Source organism: Streptococcus sp. 959, assembly GCF_013277075.1.
Lineage (GTDB): Bacteria > Bacillota > Bacilli > Lactobacillales > Streptococcaceae > Streptococcus > Streptococcus pseudopneumoniae_C.
Window position 1 is genome coordinate 52,625 of sequence record NZ_VMMF01000018.1, and the last position, 23,999, is coordinate 76,623.

The window sequence follows — 23,999 nt, forward strand, 5'->3', positions numbered from 1 at the left end:
TTGAACACGACCTAAAAGCTGGGTAAAAAAGATAAACTGTCTTGTCTTCATCGAAGACTGTCCCAGTTTCTTATTTTTACTGGGCTTTTGACGGTCTTTGTATCTTAGATAAACATTTTTCTGAGTAGGGTTTGTTTGCTTTCTTTGAGCTGGTTGACTTTTTCCTCTTGCTTGGCAATGGCCTTGTCTAGGTCTTGGAAGAAAGAACCGATGACCTCTTGTTCAGGGAGAGAGGGGAGATGTAAAGGAAGTTTCATCATTATATCCGAATTTAGCTTCGTTCTTCCTCCTCCTACTAGAAAAGGTTCAATGTTAATTTGTTTTACTGCAAATAATAAAAAAATATTGTTTATCAGATTATTTTTACCTTGAATAACATGAGCGTGATTATTTACCCAAACTTTTCCATTTACATATTGTACTGGATAATCTTTTAAATCACTTGCACCATCTTCGGCAATGAGAATGAACTCGCCATCATGTGTATAACCATCTACATAATCCTGTATCCCATTAGCCCCATAATATGGAGTAGCCCCAGAAACTCTTTCATTTGCTGAAACTGGAACTCTTAAATTATCATACCTATCCGTAACTTCCCCCAACTTCACTTCTTTCCACTCATCTTCAAATCCTGCGAAGCGAAGGGCTGGTTTGATTTGTCCTTTGGCTGGGAAGAGGAGTTTGAGGTAGGTTTTCTTCTGCTCTTTGAGCACCTCTAACTTACACTGTTGAAGGCTAATGAGCTGGTCAATATCTTGGAAGAAAGAACCAATAGCAGTTTGCTCGGGGAGGGAGGGGAGGGGGACTGGGATATCTTTCAGTTGCTTAAGTGGTAACTGCTTTAATGCCGTTCCAGTATTTCTCGATAACAATTCTCTTTGCCCTTTTGTACTAATAAAAAATTGCAAAAGAAAGTCCCCTTTAGCTTCATTTTTGTTAGTCCGAATAATTGCGAGCTGTGAATTGATGTTCCATCCAACATTCTCATCTTTAGCGTATCCAATAGCTCCTAATGATCCTCTCACTGCTAAAATAATATCATCCAATTCAATGTGACCAGATGTCAATTCTTCATGTTTTTCATGAGTTATATAATTTGCATTAGTCTCATCCAAAACTCCATTTACAAGATTACTACCTCTTAAAAAAGGGACACCATTTTCACTAGTAGTAAGGTCTTTCTCTGACGGATAAGCTTCTCCGTAGTTGCCATCTGTAAAAAGAGTTTCAGTTTCCCTCAACTTCTTTTCTTCCCAAGGTTCAGCATAGCCAGTAAAGCGATAACTTGGTTTCTTTGTCATGTTTATCCTCCTTATAGCAATTGATTGTCCCTTGTATCTATTAATCTTAGTTTATATGCTTTATCTGCACCTAATTTTTTCAGAGTTCTTTTCATTTGTACTATATTTCCAAATCGGTAATAACTATCAAGTAAAATATCTGCGTTTGGAGTCTTTTTAAATATTTCTTTTAAATATGGACTGTCTACCCATCTTTGTTCCGAACGAATTCCAAATCCGATGAAATAAATTTCTTTGACAGAAGATAATCTTTCAAAAAGTTCATTATAATTAGTCAATACATTGTCAACTGGTTTCTTTAACTTTTCAACAACTTCTTCAAGATATGCTCCTACATCAAGAGGATTGAAATCACTTACTTCATCATCACAACCATGTCCAAAAACAAATCCTTCCCCACCAATAACTCCATGTAAATGAAAAACTTGCTCTTCAGGAATTCTATATAAATCCTCTAACGTTTTTGTATAATTGAAATTGATAAATAATGCATCAGAATTTTTCAAAACTGTATCCTTTAATAATTTAGAGTGCGACTCTTCACTTTTAGTCAGAATTCTATCCTTCCAATCAGAATATGTTTCTTCTATCCACAATTTAAATAATTTATTTAAAGAATAATATATATATTTAGCTAGAATTTCTCCTATCTCATCAGCATTATTAGCCATCAAAGAACCATCCAAATCGCCATCACTATCCAGAAAATCCATGGTAGCAATAGACACTTTATTAAAATCTGCTAATTTCGCTTCAAAATCAGACCAAAATTTCTCAGTTTCCGTAATTTGACCCATTAACTGGTACAACAACTTATACAAATCTACATCATCTGGATATAGGTCTCCCCAATCTGGTCCCTTTTGCATTTCAGGAATACTATAATCGTCTATTTCTTCTAGCAATATTTCTTCGTCAATTCTATTTAGGTACAATTTTATGGCATTTTCACTTTGCAACGCCTCTAACAAATCATCTTTTCCATACGCCTGCTGATAAACGAACTTCTTGAAATATAGATAATCCGTCTTTAAATCATGCGCTATATCAAACCCATTTCCAATAATAAATAATTTTTCCATAATGTTCCTTCTTTCTATTACTCCATTTTCTTATTTCTACACTTTAGATTTTCTTTTTTGATTTCTATTCTTCAATTTCGGCCATTTTTGAACTTTAGGACATACATCTGTCATTTCTTTTGTTCAATTTTTGCTATTTTTGCACTTTAGATAGGCAACTATGCTATTCTATTCTTCAATTTTGCCTATTTTGAAACGATAGATAGGCTAATTTGACAAGATAAAGTTAAACACCTAGCAAATAAGAAAAGTCCAATCGGTAGTTTATCTCCCCCTTAGCGGTAAGATATCCTCTGAAATCATGCGCATATAGTCCTCTTTGAGGGCTTTTTTGTATTTGAGTTTTGGTAGTGCCTCGTCTCCATGGGCTTCCTTATAGGCTAGGTAGTCCTGAGATTCTGTGATGGCTTTTTCGCCATTTTGCTTGTCGCGTCCGATGCGATAGTTATCTACTACGAACTGGAGTTCATCCTCTCCTATCTGCCAATAATCTGCCGTTTCACGAATCTTTTTCTGGGTAGTAAGCTCAATCATCTCATCCAACTTATGGGTTACAGACTGCCCCTGATAGCTTTTAGCATCTGCTTGGACATTCTGCCAGAGTTGAGAGATGATGCTGGATAACTTGGGATTAGATTTGTTCAAATCTTCGATATAGTTATCTACTAGACTCTTTTCCTTTTTACCAATGATATTTTCCCGATTTTCGATTAGGGCTTGGATGAGAGAGAGGATATAGTGGTAGTTTATCTCGTCGGTTCGGATGGATTCGAGCTCATACTCAATATCTAGGAGAACCCCTTCCTCTTCTTGGTCTTCTTTTCTACGTCTGCGGAGTTCTTCGATGACATTTTGATATTGGCCGGCAAAGTTCTCGATGTCTTCTAGGCTGAGGCCAATTTCTCTGAGAATGACTTTCTCATCATAGTCCGAATAGACTTGTATAGAGGATAGGAGCTTATCAAACTCTTGAAAGGCCTTGGCAAAGCGTTTTAATTCTGCATCTGTCGCTGTATCCAAATCAGGCACCTGCTCTGGACTTGGAGCGATGGCTAGTAGTTGACGAACCTTGTCCAGAAACTTGGCCTTCTCCTCCTGCCATTCTGGGGCTAAGACACTAGTTTCGCCACCATTTGAGTAGAGGCTCAGAGCTTCATCCACTTTTGCTTTAAAGCGGTCAGGCGTTTGGAAGGTAACGATTTGACCGAATTTCTTGCCTTCATCAAAGAGGCGGTTGGTTCGTGAAAAGGCCTGAATGATATGCTGAGGTTTCATGGGCTGACGATCCATGAACAAAGTCGATAGGCAAGGGGCATCAAAGCCTGTCAACAAGCGGTCCACCACGATAACCAGGTCCAACTGCTCTTCACGGAAGGCAAAGCGTTCTTTCTTACGGGACAGACGGTCGTTGAGGTCACTATTGTAGGAAGCAATGGTTGCTAGGCTAAAGTGAGTGCCAAACATGGCATTGTAGTCTTCTAGACTTTCCTCCATGTAGGCTTGGTTGACATAGGAGTCTGCTTCATTCTCTGTCACAGAGTAGGTAATGGCAACCTTAGGGAAATCTGGCAAGACCTTTTTAACATTTTCCGAAATGCTTAAAGACTTTTCTCCATTTTTGACTTGCTTGATCAGGTTATAATAGGCCTGCGCACGGGCAATGCTTTTGACAGTCAAAATGGCTTCATAGGTTTTTCCTACCCCATTTTGGAAACCGAGTTTGCGTCTTGAGCGATTGAGAATGGCATCTAAAACAGCAAGCATGTGGCCTTCGTCATCATAACGCTCCTCGTCAATCTCATCTTCTGCCCAGCCAGGCATGGTTGTCTGATACTCCACATTAAAGCCAAGAACCGCCTTGTCATGTATAGCTTCTTTGACGGTATATTGGTGGAGGCAATCACCGTACTGCTCTTCGGTCGTCTGAGCAAGGTCTCCTTTTTGTTCACGTTTATTTTCTGTAAAGATAGGCGTTCCTGTAAACCCATACCAGAGAGAATTTGTAAAGAAGCGCTCTAAGTGGCGCTGGCGTTCAGGAGTCACTGCGCGATGGCATTCATCAACGACAAAGGCTAGTTTAAGTTGTTTGATACGATTGTAGACCTTTTGGTGACGCCCTTCATCAAACTGCCGAATCATGGCATTGATTTTCTGGATGGTCGTGACAACGACACGGCGGTCATCAGAAGCCAGATTTTTAACCAATTCCTGTGTATCATCGGTCTCGTCGATATCAATCATATCGTTCTCTGCGTAAGACTGAAAAGAACTGGTCGTCTGCTGGTCGAGGTCTGTCCTATCAATCACAAAGATTGTCTTTTCGATAGATGGAATCTGGAGCAGATTGCGCGAAACCTTATAGGAGGTCAAGGTCTTACCTGATCCAGTCGTATGCCAGATATAACCTGACTGGCGCTTGCGACTGGCTTCACGGATAGCCTCAATGGCATGAACCTGATAGGGGCGCAATAAAATCAAGGCCTTTTTGTCATCATCAATGACAGAATATTGCATGACCATCTCATGGGCTCTTGGTATCGACAAGACAGACTCAGCAAAGTCAAATAGTTGGGGCTGGGGTCTATTTTCACTATCCACCCACTTGGTCAAGAAGCGCTCATTTAGCTTGTTGGCTTTGGCAGCTGCAATGTAGCGAGTGTCTGTGACATTTGAGACGACAAACATCTGAAGACTTGAATAAATACCTCTGAACTGTCCTTCTTGGTCGTATTTTTTAATCTGACGAAAAGCATCCATGTAAGGATGAGAACGACTTTTCAGTTCGATTTGAATCATGGGCAGACCATTGATTAACAAAGTCACATCTCCACGGCGCTGGCGAATACCTTCTCCGCCTGTGATGACTTGGTTGACAACCTCATAGCTTGATTTGCCACCAGCGACATTGTTTCTCCACAAGACTTCCAAGCGAATGGTGCCTAAACTAGCATCTTCACGTTGAACCTGCACCTTGGCAATGCCATTTTCCCCTGCTATCCACTTGGCTGCTTCGTAGAAGTTGACAAAATTGAGCTGGTTTTTGATTTGATTTTTCTCTGAATTTGTAAGAGGATGGTCTTGCAAAATGCGGACATTATTAGCTTCCAGCTTGGCAAAAAAGTTTCCCCATAGGAGGTCTTCAGTATTTAACTCAGGTCGATACACCCATTGACTTTCTCCCTTTGTCAGCTGGTTGATTAAATCCCGCTCGATAGCCAATTCCTGTTTGGTTTTGGGTTTACCTGCTACAGGGATAGCAGTCTCGTCTTTAGGAGAGAGTCTCTGGCTGATATGGAAATCCTGCAAGGCTGCTTGATTGAGATGTTGCAATTTTTTGAGAAGATCTTGCTCCGTACCTTTTATGGCTTGATAGGCTGCTGTCAGTTCTTTATCTGCATCTAAGTAGTGATGGGGATGCTTCTTTATTTGGATATAACCCTGCACCAAATCTTCTAAACGTCTTAGCTGAATAGTAAGCTGATTCTGGAGTTCCTGAGAATTGCTTCCAGATGCTTCTTTCTGGTTGATAGCTTCTAGGTATTCTACGATAGCAGCATAACTAGCCTGCAACTCAGACGCTGAAACTATGAGTTCTTGTTCTAATTCTTTTGATAAAGTGTAAGCCATGTTCATACCCCATTTCTACAACGCAAAAAGCCTACCAAAAACATTGGTAGGTTTTGAAACTGGGTACGAGGATGCGAATGTAGCTCTCTGCATGGGACTTGTTTGCTTAACCATAGGGACTCTTCCTTTTCATTCATCCAAGGCGTTGCGACATCGAAAAAACAGCGCCTTTACTTCCTTCCATTGTATCATAAAAGACTAGTAGTGAAAAGGTTTTCTAGGGTATTCTCTCTAAATCTGGCAAGAATTCCCTGACCTTCAAACTTCTACTAAAACAAGCAAAATCCCCTGCAAATCTACATTACAGGGGACTTGTGTGTTATTCTTGTACTTCTTTCTGGGCAGCCTTTCCTTGGTCTAGAAGGGCTTGGACGATTTTCTCATCGCGTAGTTTGACAGAATCATTGATCATTTCTGCGGACTTGACGATGGTTGTTTCTAGTTGGGCACGTTTCTGACGTCCCAACTCAATGGCAGCGACGATACCTTGGTTTTGAGCGACCAGACTTTCGGCCAGTTTGGTAACCGATTCGACAGCGACTGTCGGGCTTTGGGCAATTCTCTCCATCTGCGGAATCACTTCCTTGCTGGTTTCAGCTAGCATCTGAAGGGCAGCATTGTTGGCATTGACAATAGCATCTGCCACGACACCTGATTTCATTGATTGTTGCAAAATACCCAGTTGAGCAATAGAAAGCTTCATTGTTGGAATAGTATTGCGACGAAGCATACCCAATTTTTGGCGCATATCAGATGACACCTTCACAAGATTGCGCATCTGAGGTGTTGTTGCCCAAGCAACATAAAGACGGCTGACATACTCGGTGTGTTGTTGTTCGAGGGTATTGACCACTTCAGCCATGCGGGCCAATTCTTGTGACTTGGTCTGGTATTCTACCGTACTTGTATCGAGTTGGTCAGCTTGGGCCTTCAGTTCGGCAGCGCGATTACCAGCTTCTGTCTGGCTGGCTTCGATAAAGGAAATCACTCCTACTAGATTTTCAATAGACTTAGTATTATCCTCAATCAACATCTCAGCAGAGACGATATTTCGAGCTAGGACATCTTCTTGCTTGACCACTGCGGCAGCCATGCCATCCAGCTTTTGCTCTACTGTTTTTGAGTCAAAGTAAAATTCCTGTAGGGTATTCTTGCTCTTGTTAAACAATCGTTGCAAAAAGTTTGGCTTTTCTTCTAACTCAGCAATTTCAGCGTTCTTGTATTTGACGACAAAGCCTTGCAACTCACGGTTGGTATTCTTGAGTAGATCATCTACTTGAGGAATCTGCAGTTTCTTTTGTTCTGACAAGATACGATTGACCGTATTGTTCACACCTTCTACAGCAGATTGTCCAAAGTCCAAAAGAGCATTTTGATTTGTGACAAACTGGTCTACTAACTGAGGCACGCGCGCCTTGATTCCTTCTTGCTGCTCAGGGCTCAACTTTTCAAGGAAGGTCAAGGTCTTATCTGAGCCAGTATTGGTCTCGATGATTTGGGTTGTCTTATCCACCTTGGCCACTGTATTATTGGCAATCTGGTCAATATCAAAATTAAATTCTGTCATGGTTACTCCTTTATTTCTAACCTATTCTTTACGATCTTTTTCTAGGATGCGTAAACTAATATCAAAATCACGCATATCTGTTTCATTGAGTTCTCTCAAGACTTGGTCCAGTTCAAGGTCAAATTGTTCGATAGCTGCTTTAGCTTGTTGCAAACGTTCTTCTGCTCGATTATAGTTTTTAGGATTTGCCTTAATCTTTAAATAGCCTTCTAGAATCGTTTGGAATTTCTCCATCTTCAAACTATGAATGGCGGTCAATTCTTCCTTATCACCCTCATCCGAGGTAGCAATCTTGTCTAAAATGGCCTGATGGTCAATGGCAATATTAGCCAAAGTCTGAGACAATTCTGGAGCTAAGTCCTCTGGCTCCGCATTTTCAAGATCTACCTGACTTTCCCTATCCAAACGCTCTAGCTGAACATCGATGTTTGCCCTTACTGTACGAACCTTTTTGTCAATACGGTTGTAGACATCAGCATCGATATAGGACTTGAGACGATCCGCCTCCTGATGAATTTCCCGCAGTTCGATCAATACTTGATTAGCCAAATTCTTATAGGAATCTGAACCTTTCTCTACTAAAGTTCCCTCTAATTGCTGAATATCCTTGTCCGCCTGACGAATCCGAGCTTTTAAAAGCTCAATCCGATCGTCGAGAGAACGATCCTGCAAAAGAGGATAGCGCCAACGTTTATAGAGACGATAACCACCATAGCCTAGCAGTACACAAGCCGCAAGCGGAAGAGCATATTGAACCAAGAGTCCCAACAAGAACAAGAAACCCCAAAAATAGAGACATCCTTTCCAAAAACCATTACCCGATTTCATAAACATTCCTTATTTTCAATTTATAAATCTATTTTAGCACAAAAGAGCAAAATGAGGGCGGAAATCCCGTAGAAAAGAGTTGATTTCTTTGCTGTAGAATGGAGGCTAGTAGCGTGTGTTCTGATTTCTGCAGAATGGATTCAAACCGCAATCACACTCTAAGGAAAGATCAAAACAAACGCTTGAAATATCGGGGGTTGTGTGTTAGAATGGGTTTATAGTGATGATAATTGTCTAACAAGGCAACAAAAAGCCCCAACGTTCCAGCGTTGAGGTTTTTTTGGCTTATCGCCCCTTAAAGGTTATTTCTTGCGTGAGTTAAGCCATTTCTCAAACAAGGTTGTCAAAATATTGACTACTAAGGGTGCTAGAAAAATTGTGATGATAATTTCTAACATCGGCAACACCTCCCTTCCTTAAAGTGAGGGGGCTAAAACATTATAACATACCAGATTTATATCATCAACATCGTGTATAAAAAACAAAAGCTTGAAATATTAGGTGTTATATGTTAGAATGAACTTACAATGTGAGTAAAGTTACAGCATATGTAACTAAAAAAGCCCCATCGTGCCACCGATGGGGTTTTTTGCTACCCTCTAAAAGGGTTAACCATTACTTCTTACGTTTCTTAAGCCATAACTTGAAAAGCTCAGATAACACGTTAATCAGTAACGGAGCTAGAAACACTGTGAGTAAAGTTTCTAACATATGTAACACCTCCCTTCCTTAAAGTGAGGGGGCCAAAACATTATATCATATCAGATTTATAGGATCAACATCGCTTAGTTCTTGGAATAGATAGAATTAAATACACAAATAACCTCACTAGCAAATCTCTAAGCAAACCCAGAAATCAACGTTTTAAGACAAAGCAAAAAGCCCACTGTTGTAGGCTTTCTGTAAGATATTTCTTAAAATTAAAGCATTTTGTTGTAGAATTCAACGACAAGTGCTTCGTTGATTTCTGGGTTGATTTCATCGCGTTCTGGCAAGCGAGTCAATGAACCTTCCAATTTTTCAGCGTCGAATGATACGAATGCTGGACGTCCAAGAGTAGCTTCTACTGCTTCAAGGATAGCTGGAACTTTCAATGATTTTTCACGAACTGAGATCACTTGACCTGGAGTTACGCGGTATGATGGGATATCAACGCGTTTTCCGTCAACAAGGATGTGACCGTGGTTTACGAATTGACGAGCTTGACGACGAGTAGTCGCAAGACCAAGACGGTAAACAACGTTATCCAAACGACGTTCCAAAAGAAGCATGAAGTTGAAACCTAGGATTCCGCCTTTGATTTTTGTAGCTTGTACGAACAAGTTACGGAATTGTTTTTCACCTACACCGTAAGTGAAACGAAGTTTTTGTTTTTCAGCCAATTGCAAACCGTATTCTGACAATTTAGAACGGTTGTTTGGTCCGTGTTGTCCTGGTACGTAGTTACGACGTGCCAATTCTTTACCTGTACCTGTAAGTGAAAGGCCAAGGCGACGAGCTTGTTTCCAAGATGGTCCTGTATAACGTGACATGTGTATGTCCTCCTGATATAAATAATATTTCGGTGGAAATAGTCACTTAGAAAGCCCTGATTCGTGCAGATGCCCTTCGCCTAAACAGCCAAGGTTACTTATCATAAGACACCTGTTGACGAGCTTCATGCTTTCCTGCTGATATTTCACACAGAATCCATTCTACCATGAATGGCTAGATTTGTAAAGGGGTTTTAAGCTTTATTTTCACTACCAGAGAGATTGAGAAGGAGGGTAAAGGTGCTTCCTAAGCCGTACTGGCTGCTGACTGTGATTTCCCCACCCAATTGATGGGCCAATTCACGCGCAATCGCAAGTCCTAAGCCATGACCACCTGTTTTCATGTTACGCGAAGTTTCTACACGATAAAGGCGTTTGAAAATATTCTCCAAATCCTCTGGGGCAATGCCCTGTCCCTCATCGGTCACACTGATTGAAAGCTGGTTATTTTCCAGCTTAGCTACCACTTCCAGCTTGGTTCCTGGAGCTGAGTATTTAAAAGCGTTATTGACCAGATTTACCAAGATGCGAGAAAGCTTGGCATAATCTCCCTCAATCCGGGCAGACTCTGGGATTACCTGTAAATGAACATCTCGCTCCTCCTGCTCAATCAAGAATTGAAATTCACTCATGCACTCAATCAAGAGCTGGTCCAGAAAAATACTGTCCTTGCTGGTCGTTTCGACCTGATTTCTAGCTGTGTTTAGGGTCAAAAAATTCAACTCCTCAACCAGTTTATTGAGTCTTTCAGTCTGACGTCCAATGGTTGCTAGATAATGCTCCTGTTCTCCTTCCTTGATAACCCCATCCAAAATCCCTTCTACCGTCGCTTGGATTGAAGTGATGGGGGTCTTGATATCATGCGAAAGTTGAGCAATCATCAAGCCCTTTTCTCGTTCGCTTTCTTCCAAGGAATCAAAGGTGGCCTGCAAATCATGGGACATTTCATTGAAAGCTTGGCCTAATTGCTGGAATTCTACAGGTCCTTGAACTTCCAGATTTGATGGAAAGTCCTTGTCCGCTACCCGCTTGGCATGTTCCTTAAGTTTGCCCAATGAAGTAAAGACCGGCGACAGGAGAAAGAGACTAATCCCAGCACCGACAAGGCTGGCAACGATGGTCATTCCAAGCAGAAAGTAAATCTCGCTTTTCTCAATCAGCATTTTTTGAACAGCCCAAAAAACCACGATAATCGTTAGGAGTGTTGAAATGATATACCCCACTAAAATATAACTTTTTAATTTCATTGACTACCTCGTGCTTTCTCAATTTTGTAGCCCAAGCCCCAGACGGTTTTGATGGTCGGTGTTTCTGCACTAGCATGTTTAGCCAACTCCTGTCGAAGAGCATGAATATGAACATTCAAGGTATTAGTGTCATCCACATAGTCTTCCTGCCAGACCTTTTCATAGAGGTCTGTCTTAGAGAAAACCCGCTCTGGATTGCTGACTAAAAGCCATAGAAGTTCGAAGGATTTGACGGTCAAATCAAGCGCCACATCTCCGACTTGGACCTCATGACTACCGTGATTCATCCGTAAATCCCCGAGACTGACGACTTCTGTCTCACCTCCACGATGAAGGCGACGCAAGATATTGTGGACACGCAAAACCAGCTCACGTGGACTAAAGGGCTTGGCAATAAAGTCATCTGCCCCTAAGCTCAGGCCATAAATCTTGTCCTGCTCGCTAGTCTTAGCCGTGATAAAGAGAAAAGGCTGATCTGGAGATTGATACTGAACCTCACTAATCAAGTCATAACCATCCATCCGAGGCATCATGATATCTGTAATAATCAAATCAATCGCTTTTCGCTTGAAGATTTCTAAAGCCTCTACTCCATCATGAGCCACCAAAACCTGATATCCTGCCTGAACCAGATAACGTTGATGAATATCTGTGATTTCTACCTCGTCGTCAACGAGTAAAATTGTCTTTCCCATCTGTCTCTCCTTTGAAAAAAACAGTGCTATACCACAATAGTATAACACTATTTTTATCTCTTTACGAACATTCTAAACGATATCTGGATTTTTCAAATCCTAGATAGAAAGGCTGTAGCTAGACTAGTCATTTTCCTCTTTTTTAGCTTTCAAACCGAGTCCACCTAGAAGTCCGGCCAAAGCTAATCCAAAGAATCCAATAGTAGCCATTGATGTTTGGGCTTCACCAGTATATGGAAGCATGTCTTTTTGGTCTTTCATTTGAGCAACCATCATTGGACTTGATACCTTGTTATTAGATGCCATCTTGCCTTCATCAGACATTTTGCTTGAGGCTGCTGGAGCTTGATCTTGTTTCATGCTTGAAGTTGCTATTGGCTGGCTAGCATTCATGGTTTTGTCTTGCTCTTTGTTAGGCATCATCTTATCCTGACTAGCAGCTGGCATTTGAGATTTCATCTCATCTTGATGAGCACTTGGCATTTGAGCGTTCATATTAGATGCATCTTGATGACTATTCATCATTGGAGCCGGCATAGCTGAACCATTAGAAGATGGGACGAAGTCTGATTGCATCTGAGTAAGAGACTGATGTCCATTCAAGTTTACTGTCAAATCCTTAGTCGCTACGAGGTTGCTCAAGTCTGCCTTGCCGTCTTTTGCACCATACACCTTGATAGTTGCCTTGTAGCTGTGAGTTCCATTTTGTTTCAACAAGTCAAGAAGCTCTTTATCTGATTTGCCTTGAGTACCTGCTAAATCTACTTCGTAGAAGTAAAGGCCTTTACCTAATTTTTCTACTGGTGGAAGGGCTGGATTTTTAGCTGAGCCGTTGTCTGACCATGGAGCCTTATCTGAAGCCTTCAAGATAAGGCGGGTTAACATACCGTCACCAGCAAAGAATTCATACGGAATGACTTGGTTGACACCGGCTGTGAACGGGCCAGGGAAGTTGGCTTTGTCCAAGTAAGTAGCTGGGACATCTACTGTGTCTTTAGTATTGTCTGCCACACCTTTTCGAACTTCAGCTGGAGTAGTCAAACCATTCAAGTTGACATCCAAATCCTTAGTCGCTACAAGATTGCTCAAGTCTGCCTTGCCATCTTTGGCACCGTACACTTTAATGGTAGCTTTATAGCTTTGTGTACCATTTTGTTTCAACAAGTCAAGAAGCTCTTTGTCAGATTTACCTTGGGTGCCGGCCAAGTCTACTTCATAGAAGTAAAGGCCTTTCCCCAATTTTTCTACTGGTGGGAGAGCGGGATTTTTAGCTGAACCGTTATCTGACCATGGAGCCTTGTCGGATGCTTTCAAGATAAGACGAGTTAACATACCGTCACCGGCAAAGAATTCGTATGGAATGACTTGGTTGACGCCAGCTGTGAATGGACCTGGGAAATTAGCTTTATCCAAGTAAGTGGCTGGAACATCTACTGTGTCTTTGGTATTGTCAGCCACGCCTTTTTGCACTTCAGCTGGAGTAGTTAAGCCGTTCAAGTTGACATCCAAATCCTTAGTCGCTACAAGATTGCTCAAGTCTGCCTTGCCATCTTTGGCACCGTACACTTTGATAGTTGCTTTATAGCTTTGTGTACCATTTTGTTTCAACAAGTCAAGAAGCTCTTTGTCAGATTTACCTTGGGTGCCGGCCAAGTCTACTTCATAGAAGTAAAGGCCTTTCCCCAATTTTTCTACTGGTGGGAGAGCGGGATTTTTAGCTGAACCGTTATCTGACCATGGAGCCTTGTCGGATGCTTTCAAGATAAGACGAGTTAACATACCGTCACCAGCGAAGAATTCATATGGAATGACTTGGTTGACGCCGGCTGTGAATGGGCCTGGGAAGTTAGCCTTGTCCAAGTAAGTGGCTGGGACGTCTACTGTATCTTTAGTGTTGTCAGCCACACCTTTTTGAACTTCAGCTGGAGTAGTTAAGCCATTCAAGTTGACATCCAAATCCTTAGTCGCTACGAGGTTGCTCAAATCGGCCTTGCCGTCCTTCGCACCGTACACTTTGATAGTTGCTTTATAGCTTTGAGTACCGTTTTGTTTCAAGAGGTCTAGAAGCTCTTTATCTGATTTACCTTGGGTACCTGCCAAGTCCACTTCGTAGAAGTAGAGACCTTTGCCTAATTTTTCTACTGGTGGAAGGGCCGGATTTTTAGCTGAACCGTTGTCTGACCATGGAGCCTTGTCTGAGGCCTTCAAGATAAGACGAGTCAACATACCGTCACCGGCAAAGAATTCGTATGGAATGACTTGGTTGACGCCAGCTGTGAATGGACCTGGGAAATTAGCCTTGTCTAAATAAGTGGCTGGGACATCTACTGTGTCTTTGGTATTGTCGGCTACGCCTTTTTGAACTTCGGCTGGAGTGGTTGCTGGTTGCGCTTCATTTGCTTCACGGTCTTGTCCAGAAACTGTAGGCGCAGGATTTGTCGCAGGTTTAACCGCATCTTCTGTTTCTTTCTTAGATTCAGGTTTTGCTTGCACTTCTTCTTTTGGTGCTACTACTGGGTCTTTAGCAGCTACATCCGCTTTTTCTGGAGAGCTTGTAGTATCCAAGCTTGTTTTAGGTGCTGAGTCTGCCTGTTCTGAAGGAAGAGCTGTATCGACTGCTTCTTTGAGAAGTTCTACTGGTAAGTCGCTCTTTTCACTCACCGAAGTTGCGTCTGGCACAACTTGAGCAGGGGTTGGATTGACTACATCGGCACGTACAGAACTTGGCTGACCAACTAGGATAAAGAAGCCACTGGCTACAACAACTGAGGCAACACCGACACTAAGACGGCGAATAGACCAACGAGTATATCTTTGATTTGGATTGAATTTCATAGGATTCTCCTTAGAGTTTTTCTTTATTTGATGACTCTAGTATAATCTCCTAAAATTAAAAAGGATTAAGAAAAAGTTAAAATTTTTCTTAAATCCCTCTTATAAAATACTTATATTAATTAAATCCATAAACAGACTTGGTGATTTGATAGACGACATTGGAAAGTTTGCGAGCTGGCAAGACTGAATGTTTGGTCAAACGGCTCAACATGGTTTTACGAATGGCCTGAAAGACCTCTGGATTTTCCTGCTGAATATAGGTCCACAGCTCCCGTTTTTTGGCAAGATGCTCCGCTGTGCCAGCTCGGTTGAGCAAGGCACTGGAAATCACCGTCGTGATTTCAATATGATTCAACAGATATTCTCGCATTTTGGGATGGATTACTTTGGACAAATCAAGCTGGTCCACCAAGAGTCGATTGACCTTGAGTTGCTGGTCGATACGTTTAATCATCACCTGCTCATTGACAGACTGGTCCTCACGCCCAATCAAATAACGATAGAAATCGACAGGCAGATAGTACATGGTCTTGACCTGCTGAAGGGGGGTAAAAACAAAGAGATTATCGACATAAAAAGTATGCTCAGGCAATTGGAACTGGCTCGCTCGCAACAAATCTGTCCGGTAAATCAGCGAGTGCATCATGATATACTGGCCTTTTGAGAAATTTCCGACCTGATCCCAGCCAAAAATCTGTTGGACAGGCAAGACTGACTCATAACTCATACTCTTCTTACGAGACTGACCTTCCTTTTCATATACAAAATTAGTCACAAAGGCATCCACCTCTTGACCTTCGCTCTCTAGTTCTTGCAAGGTCTCCAAAATTTTCAGATAAGCACGAGGATCCACCCAGTCATCACTATCCACTACTTTAAAATAACGCCCAGAAGCCTCTGCCAAGCCGCGATTGACCGCACCACCATGACCTTTATTTTCCTGATAGATGGCTCTAACAATGCTAGGATACTTGCTGGCTAAACGCTCAGCGATTTCCTGAGTCTGGTCCTGAGACCCATCATTGATAATCAAAATCTCAACTTGCTCACCACCAATCACTAGCGACTCCACACAGTAATGAAGATAGGCTGCGGCATTATAGCTAGGGATGGCGATAGACAATAACTTCATGATCTACTCCTTTAGGGGACTGATTTTTTCTTATACTCAATGAAAATCAAAGAGCAAACTAGGAAACTAGCCGCAGGTTGCTCAAAGCACTGCTTTGAAGTTGCAGATAGAACTGACGAAGTCAGCTCAAAGCACTGCTTTGAAGTTGCAGATAGAACTGACGAAGTCAGCTCAAAACACTGTTTTGAGGTTGTGGATAGAACTGACAAAGTCAGTAACCATACCTACAGAAAGGCGACGTTGACGTGGTTTGAAGAGATTTTCGAAGAGTATTACTCTCTCTTGTCACTTCTTTCTATTCTACCATAAAGTCCAGCTTTTGAAGGACTTTTACTGGAATACAAGGTGTTCTCCCAATTTCCTATCTTGGACATCAAAAAAGAGGGGATCCCCCTCCTTACGAATTTAATTCTGCCAAGTCATCTAGATACTGGTTGTTAATGACCGCCAAGATATAGGCATCGGCTTTCAAGAGATCATTAGGGCCAAACTGGACATCCAGTGGTGAATTTTCTTGTTCACGAAATCCTAGGACATTGAGGTTGTATTTGCCACGTAGATCCAGCTGGCTCAGGCTTTGGCCTGCCCAAACACTAGGAATCTTCATTTCCACGATGGACACATTTTTATCCAGCTGAAAGACATCGACATTGTTATGAAAGAGAATGGTCTGCGCTAGGGACTGCCCCATTTCATACTCTGGTGAAATCACTGAGTCAGCACCAATTTTTTCTAGCACCTTCTTAGCTGTCTGGCTTTTGACCTTGGCAATAACTCTTGGTACACCTAGACTCTTACAATGCATAACTGCAAGCACACTCGACTCCAGATTTTCCCCTGTCGCCACTACAACCGTATCACAGGTATCAATTCCTGCAGTTCTGAGGAGCTCCTCGTCTGTAATATCGCCAACAACTCCACGCGTCAAAACAGGCTCAAATTGATTGATGTGCTCTGCGTGGTCATCAATGGCAATAATATTCATATCTTGCTTGGCTAGGGCTGTCAGGACACTACTCCCGAAAATCCCCAAGCCTAAAATTCCAATTGTACGATCTGACATCGTTCTTCCTTTCTTATCCAATACTAATATCTGCTTTCATATACTGAATCAAATCTTTCTTATCAGGCTGGTAGTCAGCTAGACTAACCAGCAAGGTTAAGGGACCGATACGGCCGATAAACATGAGCACCATGACAATGCTAAGAGCTAGCTTGCCCAATTCTGGTGTCAGATTTGCCGTTACCCCAACTGTCGCAAGAGCTGAAATGGTCTCAAACATGAGGTAGATAAATCGCGGTGTTCCTTCTGATGTAATTCCCAACAACATCAAGCCCAACAAGAAGGTCATCAAAAAGATAATGAAGACACTAAAAGATTTTTGGACTGTTCGAGCCTCAATGGTTCTCTGCGCAACATTGGCATGAGGTAAGCCCAGCAATTCACTACGCGCAAAAACCAACAAGACAAAGAAAGTCGTAATCTTGAGACCCCCAGCCGTCCCTCCAGGCGCCCCTCCGAGAAACATCTGTAGGATATAGATAAACAAGGTCACAGGCCGAGCTTGAGTATAGTCAATAGAAGCAAAACCAGCTGTTCTCATGCTGACGGTTTGGAAAAAACTAACCAGCACCTTCTCTGGAACACTGAGATTGCCAATGGTCCCCGGATTGTGCCACTCCGTAAAGAGTGTAGATACTGTACCAAACAGCAAGATCCCTGCAGTCAAGAAGAGGACCAACTTGGTGTGGAAACGTAGTCTACGTTTTTTCTTCTTGTCAAACTGGGTTGCCAAGTCAAACCAGACCATAAAGCCAAGACCACCTGTGATAATCAAGCCAGAAATGACCAGATTAATCAAGGGATCCGTCTGAAAAGCCACTAAACTGCTACTGCCGAAATTATCAAAACCAGCATTACAAAAGGCTGAAATGGCTAAAAAGATAGAGGTGAAAAGGCCTCGTCCCCAGCCGAACTCAGGAATAAAACGGAAACTAAGAAGAAAAGCTCCCAAACCCTCTACCAGAAAAGTCGTCAAAAAGATGGAACGCATAAAAGACTTCAAAGACTTACTTTCCCCATAACTAAAACTCTCCTGAATGGTTTCACGACTACGCAGACTGAGCTTTTGCTTGCCTTGGATATAAAAAATCCCGATAAAGGTCATGAGCCCCAGACCACCAATCTGTATCAAGAGCATACAAATCAACTGCCCCCAGACATTATAGGTCGTAGCCACTGGTTGCGTAAAAAGACCAGTCACACAGACCATTGATACTGTCGTAAAAAGATGGTCAAAATAAGTGGCCTGCGAACCACTTGCCTGAACAAAAGGCAAACTCAAAAGGAGAGAACCTATAAAAATAACTCCAGCGAAACTTAAAAAAATCCGACGAGCTGGCGAAAGTCCGCCCAAGGCCCTTTCAAGTTTTTTCACAAATAATTTGAATAACATACATCCATTGTACCATAAAAAGAAGAAGAGTAGCTATATCTGAGAAGTTATCTCAAGGCAGAGTTCCAAGGCCTTCTCGAAAGCTTCTGAACCCCAACCACGACTATCGTACTGGTCCAAGTCTGCTAAGGAATCAGCTGTAAACAACAATTCTCCCCAGAGAACCCCACGCAGTTGGGCTACTGCTGCAAGCGCAGAACACTCCATCTCCACAACAGCACAGCCTTCTTCCTTGCGATAAGCCACCTTTTCAGCCGTTTCTCGGTAAAAACCATCTGTCGTCCAGGTCATGACTTCTTCATAAGGAATCCCTTTGGCTTCCAACACTCGCTCAATAGTAGCAATAGCCTCTGGCTGAATTTCCATATAACGAGAAGGTGCCACATAGTGATAACTAGCTCCTTCATCTCGCAGAGCGCGAACAGGGACTAGAAAGGCATTTTCTTCTATATCAGCCAGCACACCACAGGTTCCAGTGGAAATAATCTGCTCCACACCATAGCCAATCAACCAATCCATAAACTGGGCTGCTGGAGCTGAACCAACAGGAGCCTGAGCCAGGCAGACCTCCTCGCCTTTGTAGTTCACGACATAGACTGGATAGGTCTTGGTGGCAGAAACAAATTCGCCGATACAGTCCGCCCCTACTTCCCTCGCATAACGGTCAATCTCCTCACCTAAAAAAGCATAGACACACTTCTTGGGCAAGTGCAAGTCCAGCCCCTCGTGATTAGGCATGATAACCGCCTGAGGATTATCATCGAACTCTAAAATAGGAATCGCATGTTTCTGAATCATAACCCACCTCCTCTAATTTTGTACTATTGTATCAAAAGCTGACAAAGTGTCAAGGAGGAAGCTGATGAACTGAGTAGAAAAAAGCATCCCAGTTAGAGATGCTTTAAAATTGCTTAATGAAGCAAACTTGCTATGATATAGGGCAAATAAATGTGGGCTGAGTAAAAAATGTAGAAGCCTTGTGCAAAGTAACTGAGGACTTATAAAGAAAGAAAAAGGAGTAGATTGGTCATCTGACTCCTCATTCTTACAAGAAACACTATTCAACAATAAAACTCTACAATCTTATTTATAAATAGATTCTCTGAAATCATCTGTGCTACGTAGGTAGGCATTATAGATTTTCTGTTTCAGTAAATGAACCCAACTTGACGGAACATTTTCTGTTGCACGTTTAAGATTTTTCACATCGTGCGCTACTGCCGCATCAATTAAAGCTTGCATTTCTTGTGCTGATGAAATGGTTACTTCTTTTGTGCTGTTCGGCTTATCGAGTTCATATTGAATAGTAATTGGCTTCAAGTTCGCCTGTTTATTGATACGTTGATTGAACATATCTTTTTTGAAGTCCACCCAGTTTGTATAGTGATTATCAAATACTTTTCTCAATACTAAACTATCTGTAACTAAAGCAACATCTCGTTTGTACCAACTTGAGTATGTTTTACTTCCTTCTGCAAGTGCATCTGCTCCGTATTGGTTAGAAACATACGGCAGGAATCCTTTGTGATATCCTTTTTCCGCATATAATTCAAATGCTGTTTTTCTAAACATGACATCTCCTGGCGCACCGTTTGGATTGCTTAGTCCTGCATAGATAGGTGAGAACATACTTATTGTGTAATATCCGTTTCTTCCGTATTGAGCTTCATTTTGATAAGCACGTCTATTGATGATGTCATTTTCGATTAATGAGTCTAACGTTGTTAATCTTGCTACTTCTTCATCTGTTAATGGTCGAACCTTATTTCCTGCGTGTGTATCCTTGTTATATCTATCATCACGCACATAGTAGTTCTCTATTTTTCTAAACCATTGTTTCTTAACCGTGTCAGATTGAGTTAATACTGCCTTGGCTTCCATCGCATCAAGCGTGTATAGCACATCATACATTCCGTGTAAGTAGTGTTGAATTTCTTCTTCAGAAGTGAATCTTGCCGTTGGATCGTATGTGTGCAAGCGAGTTCTTGAGTCTTTATCTCCTTTGAAGATTGTATTTAATACTATTGCATCTTTATCTACACTGTCCGCTGATTGAAGTAGTCCTAGTGCATATAGTTCTGCTCCCAGTCCTTCACGTCGCTCGTTTCCTTCGAAGTAGACTCTTCCGTCTGAGTTGTGCACCATCTCATGACTATAAACCGATGTTCCATATTGGTCTAACAATCTATCACTTACAAAGTAGGCCTCTACTCCTGTTGCGTAAGCTCCTGCATTCTTTCTTGGCGTATGGTATTTACCTGCTGGCCCGAAGAAACTATAGATAGAGTCTATGTTTTTGTCTGACAATGTCGCCCAGTAACCTCTACCATTTGTATCTTTTACCTCAAATGCATCTGTTACAGGCACTGCACGGTATAATCTTTCTTTAAATTCTGGTGCTAGAACTTTATACCAAATGTCATAATGATCTCTTTGCCATTTCGCAGATTGATCTACTTTTCCTCTAACATATTGTCGTAGGGCTTCTCCTGATAGGATAACTCCGTCCGCTCCTCTGTCTCGATAACGTTCATAGCTACCGAAGGCTAATGTTGATAGCGTAGATATTGCATACAGACTCTCTTCTTTCATCGTTAATAGCGGTAGCAACATACTCTTATAGCCCCAACTTGGTGCTGATATTCTATCATATACTCCTATTGAGTATTTCTTATCAGCCGTTGGTGATTCTTGTTTTTCACGAACTTCTGCTATATCTGATTTTGCTTCTACTATGTAGGCTTTGGTATTGTCTTTCAACCACTGGTTATTGGTTTTGTTTGGTAAGAATAGTTTTCTATAGGCTTCTACGAAGTCGAAGACTGAATCTTCTCCCTTAAGTGGTGCAAGTTCGCTCGCATATAGCCCTGTCGTATTTGGTCCTCGTAGGTTTTCTAGTCCGCTATTTCCTAAAGCGATGATAGTGTCTAGCGTTGAAGCTTCATTATTTCCGTTAAAGTCAAATTTGTACACTGATAAATCTTTTGTATTCAGACTATCATAATTAATATTGTACCAACGGTTCATGTAAGTAAGCCCCAGCATGAAGGCTTCTTTGTTATGTTTGATTTTCTCACTTACATACTCAACTACACCATCTCCCGTAGTGTTGATGGATTTATCCATCGCTAATACTTTTCTTAAGTGCTCTCCAATATTAGCTTTAACTTCCTCAAATTCTCTATCTAAGTATAAGTTATCTAATGCTGCATCGTCTGCCGCTCCTAGTACTTTCTTAGTCGCTTCTGAGCTGAATGTTACATTCTGCAAGTCGCTTAGTACATTATTCGTTATCGCTGTATAATCTGAGACAAATGCTTCTGGTGTGAATATGTATCCTTTGTCTGCGACATTGTATTCGACCACTTGACTGTTTGCGAAGTTTTCTTTGAATGTTACATCTAAGTATCCTACCGTATTGTCTTTGTAGTGTAACATAACTCTATTGATTGAATTTTTCTTATTATTAATATCCGTTACTACTTCATTTCCGTTCATCGGTACGACATCAAGCAATTCTGTTGTATAAAGTTTATCCGTTGGAGCTACTTTGTTACCATAGTGAACAACTAATTCCTTGTTATAAAATGGCATTAGTTTTTCAATATTGTTATAGGCTACTCTTCTTTCTGCTTGAGCTTTGCTCAATGTTGTATAGTCGATTTCTTTTGAGTTTGCTTTTAGGTCTTGTCCAGTATCATCAAGAGTTACTGTGATTCCGTAAGAAGCAATCTTAGCCTCCACTTCTTCTTTACTTACTTTTCGAACGAAGTTATCTTGTTTTTTGTTTTCGACAGAAGTAATAACATTCTTCACATCTGCACTACCAAATTGGTCTCCCGTAGTGGCATACCCATCACCAACAATCATATTGCTGACTACATTGTCCACACGACCTCTTGGATAGGTAGATCCAACTATTCCCCCAACCCTTGGATATCCTTGACCGTTTAGGATTTTACCTGTTGTTACAGAACGTGTCACTAACGCTCCACTTTCTAGTTTACCAACGATTCCTCCGGCTGTCTGGTTATTGTTGCGTGCTGCTGTAGAGATTACGGCATCTACTTTCGATTTATCAACTTTGGCATTTCCACCAGTTAATTTACCGACGATTCCTCCTGCGTAATTTGCATTGTTATCTGCGTGGTTGGCGACTAGTTTTCCACTGAATGAACTGTTTTCTATTCTTGTATTTGTTGCATCTACTACTAATCCTGCAACTGATTTTCTACCTGATACTTTACCTTCTACAGCTACATTACTGATATTAGCATTGTTTGCTGTTTTTGCTACTGCTGCAGCATTTTCTTTGCTATCCACTTGTGTATTTTTAAGATCTAAATCTTTTACAGTTGCATTTTTTAATGTGTCGAATAGTGGTTTTTTCAGGTCGTATATAGCATATGCTTTACTTCCTTCTGCTCCTACTAACGTTCCTGTAAATTCTCCTGTTATGTAACTTGTTTGATTTTCTGGTAGTCCTACTTCATCAGCTGACATATCTGCAGCTAATTTATATACACCTGCTAAGTTGCTTTTCATTGCTGTTACAAGTTGTTTGAACGATGTATATACTCCTGGTTGCTCCGCTTTAGATTTTGCTACATTAAATGTATAGTCATCTTTGTAACCTTCTGTACCTTCTTCTACAAGTTGATCAACAGCTGCCGTCACTTTATACGTTCCATCCGTATTTTCTGTAATAGATTTTACAGGTAGGTACATTTCTTTGAAGCGATCTGATTTCACTTTTACAAAGTATTTAGCCGTATCAGTCGGTGCTTCACTTAGACTTAAATATCTACGATAACGGTCATTTTCTTTGCCGTATAGTTCCACTGAATCAATATCTTTAATTTCTATTTTCTTATAATCTAATTGGAAAGCTTGAGTTGATGTTTCTGTGCTTTGTTCATCGTTTTCGCCTAGATTATAAGTTAAACGTGTTTTTAGTGTGTAAGGTGTGTAGTAGTTTAAACCTGATATCACCTGCTTTTTGGCAGGATTTTCTATATCCACCTCTTTAATCAGCTGATCACCTTGGAAAATTTGCGCTTTGGCAGAGACATACGCTGATGTAGAGTCTGTTAAGTTATAACTTACAGTTATCGATTTTTTGTTCTCAGCTTTTGTTAAGTTGGCAATTTCTACTGTAGGTTTAACTTTGACTAGTGTTCCTACTTTAACGATTTGTTTTACCGGAGGTACTTCAGTTCGTGATAGTTCTTTAGTTTCTACGACATTACCATCTACGATGTAATCCTCATATTGAATTGTACGTGTTCCTGCTTGACCTTGTCGTTCAGTTTCACGACGATTTTTCAGAAGTGTTGGATCTTGAATTTCTTCTGTTGTATAAGGAATATTTTCTGTTTCCGTTCTATTTCTTGTAGTAACTTCTAAAGCCGGAAGTTCTTCTGTTACTGCTGCTTCACCTTCATGTCCGGGTTCTTGCGTACCTTTGGTTTCTAGTGGTTTAGTGTACGCTGGAGATTCTTCGCGGACTGCGGCTTCGCCCTCATGACCTGGTTCTTGCGTGCCTTTCGTTGCTAACGGTTCTGTGTACGCTGGAGATTCTTCGCGGACTGCGGCTTCGCCCTCATGACCCGGTTCTTGCGTGCCTTTTGTCGCTACTGGGTCAGTGTACTCTGGCAACTCCGGTTGCACTACCGCTTCGCCCTCATGACCCGG

General features: G+C 41.4%; 14 protein-coding genes. All 14 read right to left on the reverse strand.

Annotated features, from left to right (window positions below; translation table 11 throughout):
• Positions 1 to 104 precede the first annotated feature (104 nt).
• A complete protein-coding gene (locus tag HT717_RS07125) occupies positions 105 to 1,304 on the reverse strand; it encodes a restriction endonuclease subunit S (protein ID WP_173304828.1) in 1,200 nt (399 codons plus the stop codon).
• Between the two features lie 11 nt (positions 1,305 to 1,315).
• Positions 1,316 to 2,386: an AbiH family protein gene (locus HT717_RS07130; RefSeq protein ID WP_049540097.1), complete on the reverse strand. Its 1,071-nt coding sequence runs from the start codon at positions 2,384 to 2,386 to the stop codon at positions 1,316 to 1,318.
• 264 nt (positions 2,387 to 2,650) lie between these two features.
• Positions 2,651 to 6,019, reverse strand: a complete 3,369-nt coding sequence (locus HT717_RS07135) for a type I restriction endonuclease subunit R (protein WP_240149508.1) — start codon at positions 6,017 to 6,019, stop codon at positions 2,651 to 2,653.
• A 313-nt stretch (positions 6,020 to 6,332) separates the two neighbouring features.
• The gene (locus tag HT717_RS07140; RefSeq protein WP_049540094.1) at positions 6,333 to 7,580 is read right to left on the reverse strand and encodes a toxic anion resistance protein; all 1,248 of its coding nucleotides are present in this window, start codon (positions 7,578 to 7,580) and stop codon (positions 6,333 to 6,335) included.
• 21 nt (positions 7,581 to 7,601) lie between these two features.
• On the reverse strand, positions 7,602 to 8,408 hold the full coding sequence (locus HT717_RS07145; protein WP_049540092.1) for a hypothetical protein: 807 nt from the start codon (positions 8,406 to 8,408) through the stop codon (positions 7,602 to 7,604).
• 920 nt (positions 8,409 to 9,328) lie between these two features.
• Positions 9,329 to 9,940, reverse strand: coding sequence for a 30S ribosomal protein S4 (gene rpsD, locus HT717_RS07150; protein ID WP_000092756.1), 612 nt, complete (start codon positions 9,938 to 9,940; stop codon positions 9,329 to 9,331).
• A 194-nt stretch (positions 9,941 to 10,134) separates the two neighbouring features.
• Entirely contained in the window at positions 10,135 to 11,187 is a 1,053-nt protein-coding gene (locus HT717_RS07155) for a HAMP domain-containing sensor histidine kinase (protein WP_000769765.1), read from the reverse strand.
• Positions 11,184 to 11,882 carry a response regulator transcription factor gene (locus HT717_RS07160; protein WP_000520648.1) on the reverse strand — a complete coding sequence of 233 codons (699 nt, stop codon included), beginning with the start codon at positions 11,880 to 11,882 and terminating at the stop codon, positions 11,184 to 11,186. The genes HT717_RS07155 and HT717_RS07160 overlap by 4 nt, the downstream gene beginning before the upstream one ends.
• A gap of 123 nt (positions 11,883 to 12,005) precedes the next feature.
• Positions 12,006 to 14,717 carry a fibronectin-binding SSURE repeat-containing protein gene (locus HT717_RS07165; RefSeq protein ID WP_173304830.1) on the reverse strand — a complete coding sequence of 904 codons (2,712 nt, stop codon included), beginning with the start codon at positions 14,715 to 14,717 and terminating at the stop codon, positions 12,006 to 12,008.
• Positions 14,718 to 14,832: 115 nt separating this feature from the next.
• Complete coding sequence (locus HT717_RS07170) at positions 14,833 to 15,849, reverse strand: glycosyltransferase family 2 protein (RefSeq protein ID WP_173304832.1); 1,017 nt, start codon at positions 15,847 to 15,849, stop codon at positions 14,833 to 14,835.
• Positions 15,850 to 16,246: 397 nt separating this feature from the next.
• The gene (locus HT717_RS07180; RefSeq protein ID WP_173304834.1) at positions 16,247 to 16,912 is read right to left on the reverse strand and encodes a TrkA family potassium uptake protein; all 666 of its coding nucleotides are present in this window, start codon (positions 16,910 to 16,912) and stop codon (positions 16,247 to 16,249) included.
• A 13-nt stretch (positions 16,913 to 16,925) separates the two neighbouring features.
• Positions 16,926 to 18,305, reverse strand: a complete 1,380-nt coding sequence (locus HT717_RS07185) for a potassium transporter TrkG (RefSeq protein WP_173304836.1) — start codon at positions 18,303 to 18,305, stop codon at positions 16,926 to 16,928.
• Between the two features lie 33 nt (positions 18,306 to 18,338).
• The gene (locus tag HT717_RS07190) at positions 18,339 to 19,103 is read right to left on the reverse strand and encodes a nucleoside phosphorylase (protein ID WP_173304838.1); all 765 of its coding nucleotides are present in this window, start codon (positions 19,101 to 19,103) and stop codon (positions 18,339 to 18,341) included.
• A gap of 285 nt (positions 19,104 to 19,388) precedes the next feature.
• Positions 19,389 to 23,975 carry a ZmpA/ZmpB/ZmpC family metallo-endopeptidase gene (locus HT717_RS07195; protein WP_345890447.1) on the reverse strand — a complete coding sequence of 1,529 codons (4,587 nt, stop codon included), beginning with the start codon at positions 23,973 to 23,975 and terminating at the stop codon, positions 19,389 to 19,391.
• Between the last annotated feature and the right edge of the window lie 24 nt (positions 23,976 to 23,999).

Excerpts from the sequence above, each read along its gene's own strand:
- HT717_RS07125 (WP_173304828.1), bottom strand. The coding sequence starts at position 1,304 with ATGACAAAGAAACCAAGTTATCGCTTTACTGGCTATGCTGAACCTTGG.
- HT717_RS07130 (WP_049540097.1), bottom strand. The coding sequence starts at position 2,386 with ATGGAAAAATTATTTATTATTGGAAATGGGTTTGATATAGCGCATGAT.
- HT717_RS07135 (WP_240149508.1), bottom strand. The coding sequence starts at position 6,019 with ATGAACATGGCTTACACTTTATCAAAAGAATTAGAACAAGAACTCATA.
- HT717_RS07140 (WP_049540094.1), bottom strand. The coding sequence starts at position 7,580 with ATGACAGAATTTAATTTTGATATTGACCAGATTGCCAATAATACAGTG.
- HT717_RS07145 (WP_049540092.1), bottom strand. The coding sequence starts at position 8,408 with ATGAAATCGGGTAATGGTTTTTGGAAAGGATGTCTCTATTTTTGGGGT.
- rpsD (WP_000092756.1), bottom strand. The coding sequence starts at position 9,940 with ATGTCACGTTATACAGGACCATCTTGGAAACAAGCTCGTCGCCTTGGC.
- HT717_RS07155 (WP_000769765.1), bottom strand. The coding sequence starts at position 11,187 with ATGAAATTAAAAAGTTATATTTTAGTGGGGTATATCATTTCAACACTC.
- HT717_RS07160 (WP_000520648.1), bottom strand. The coding sequence starts at position 11,882 with ATGGGAAAGACAATTTTACTCGTTGACGACGAGGTAGAAATCACAGAT.
- HT717_RS07165 (WP_173304830.1), bottom strand. The coding sequence starts at position 14,717 with ATGAAATTCAATCCAAATCAAAGATATACTCGTTGGTCTATTCGCCGT.
- HT717_RS07170 (WP_173304832.1), bottom strand. The coding sequence starts at position 15,849 with ATGAAGTTATTGTCTATCGCCATCCCTAGCTATAATGCCGCAGCCTAT.
- HT717_RS07180 (WP_173304834.1), bottom strand. The coding sequence starts at position 16,912 with ATGTCAGATCGTACAATTGGAATTTTAGGCTTGGGGATTTTCGGGAGT.
- HT717_RS07185 (WP_173304836.1), bottom strand. The coding sequence starts at position 18,305 with ATGTTATTCAAATTATTTGTGAAAAAACTTGAAAGGGCCTTGGGCGGA.
- HT717_RS07190 (WP_173304838.1), bottom strand. The coding sequence starts at position 19,103 with ATGATTCAGAAACATGCGATTCCTATTTTAGAGTTCGATGATAATCCT.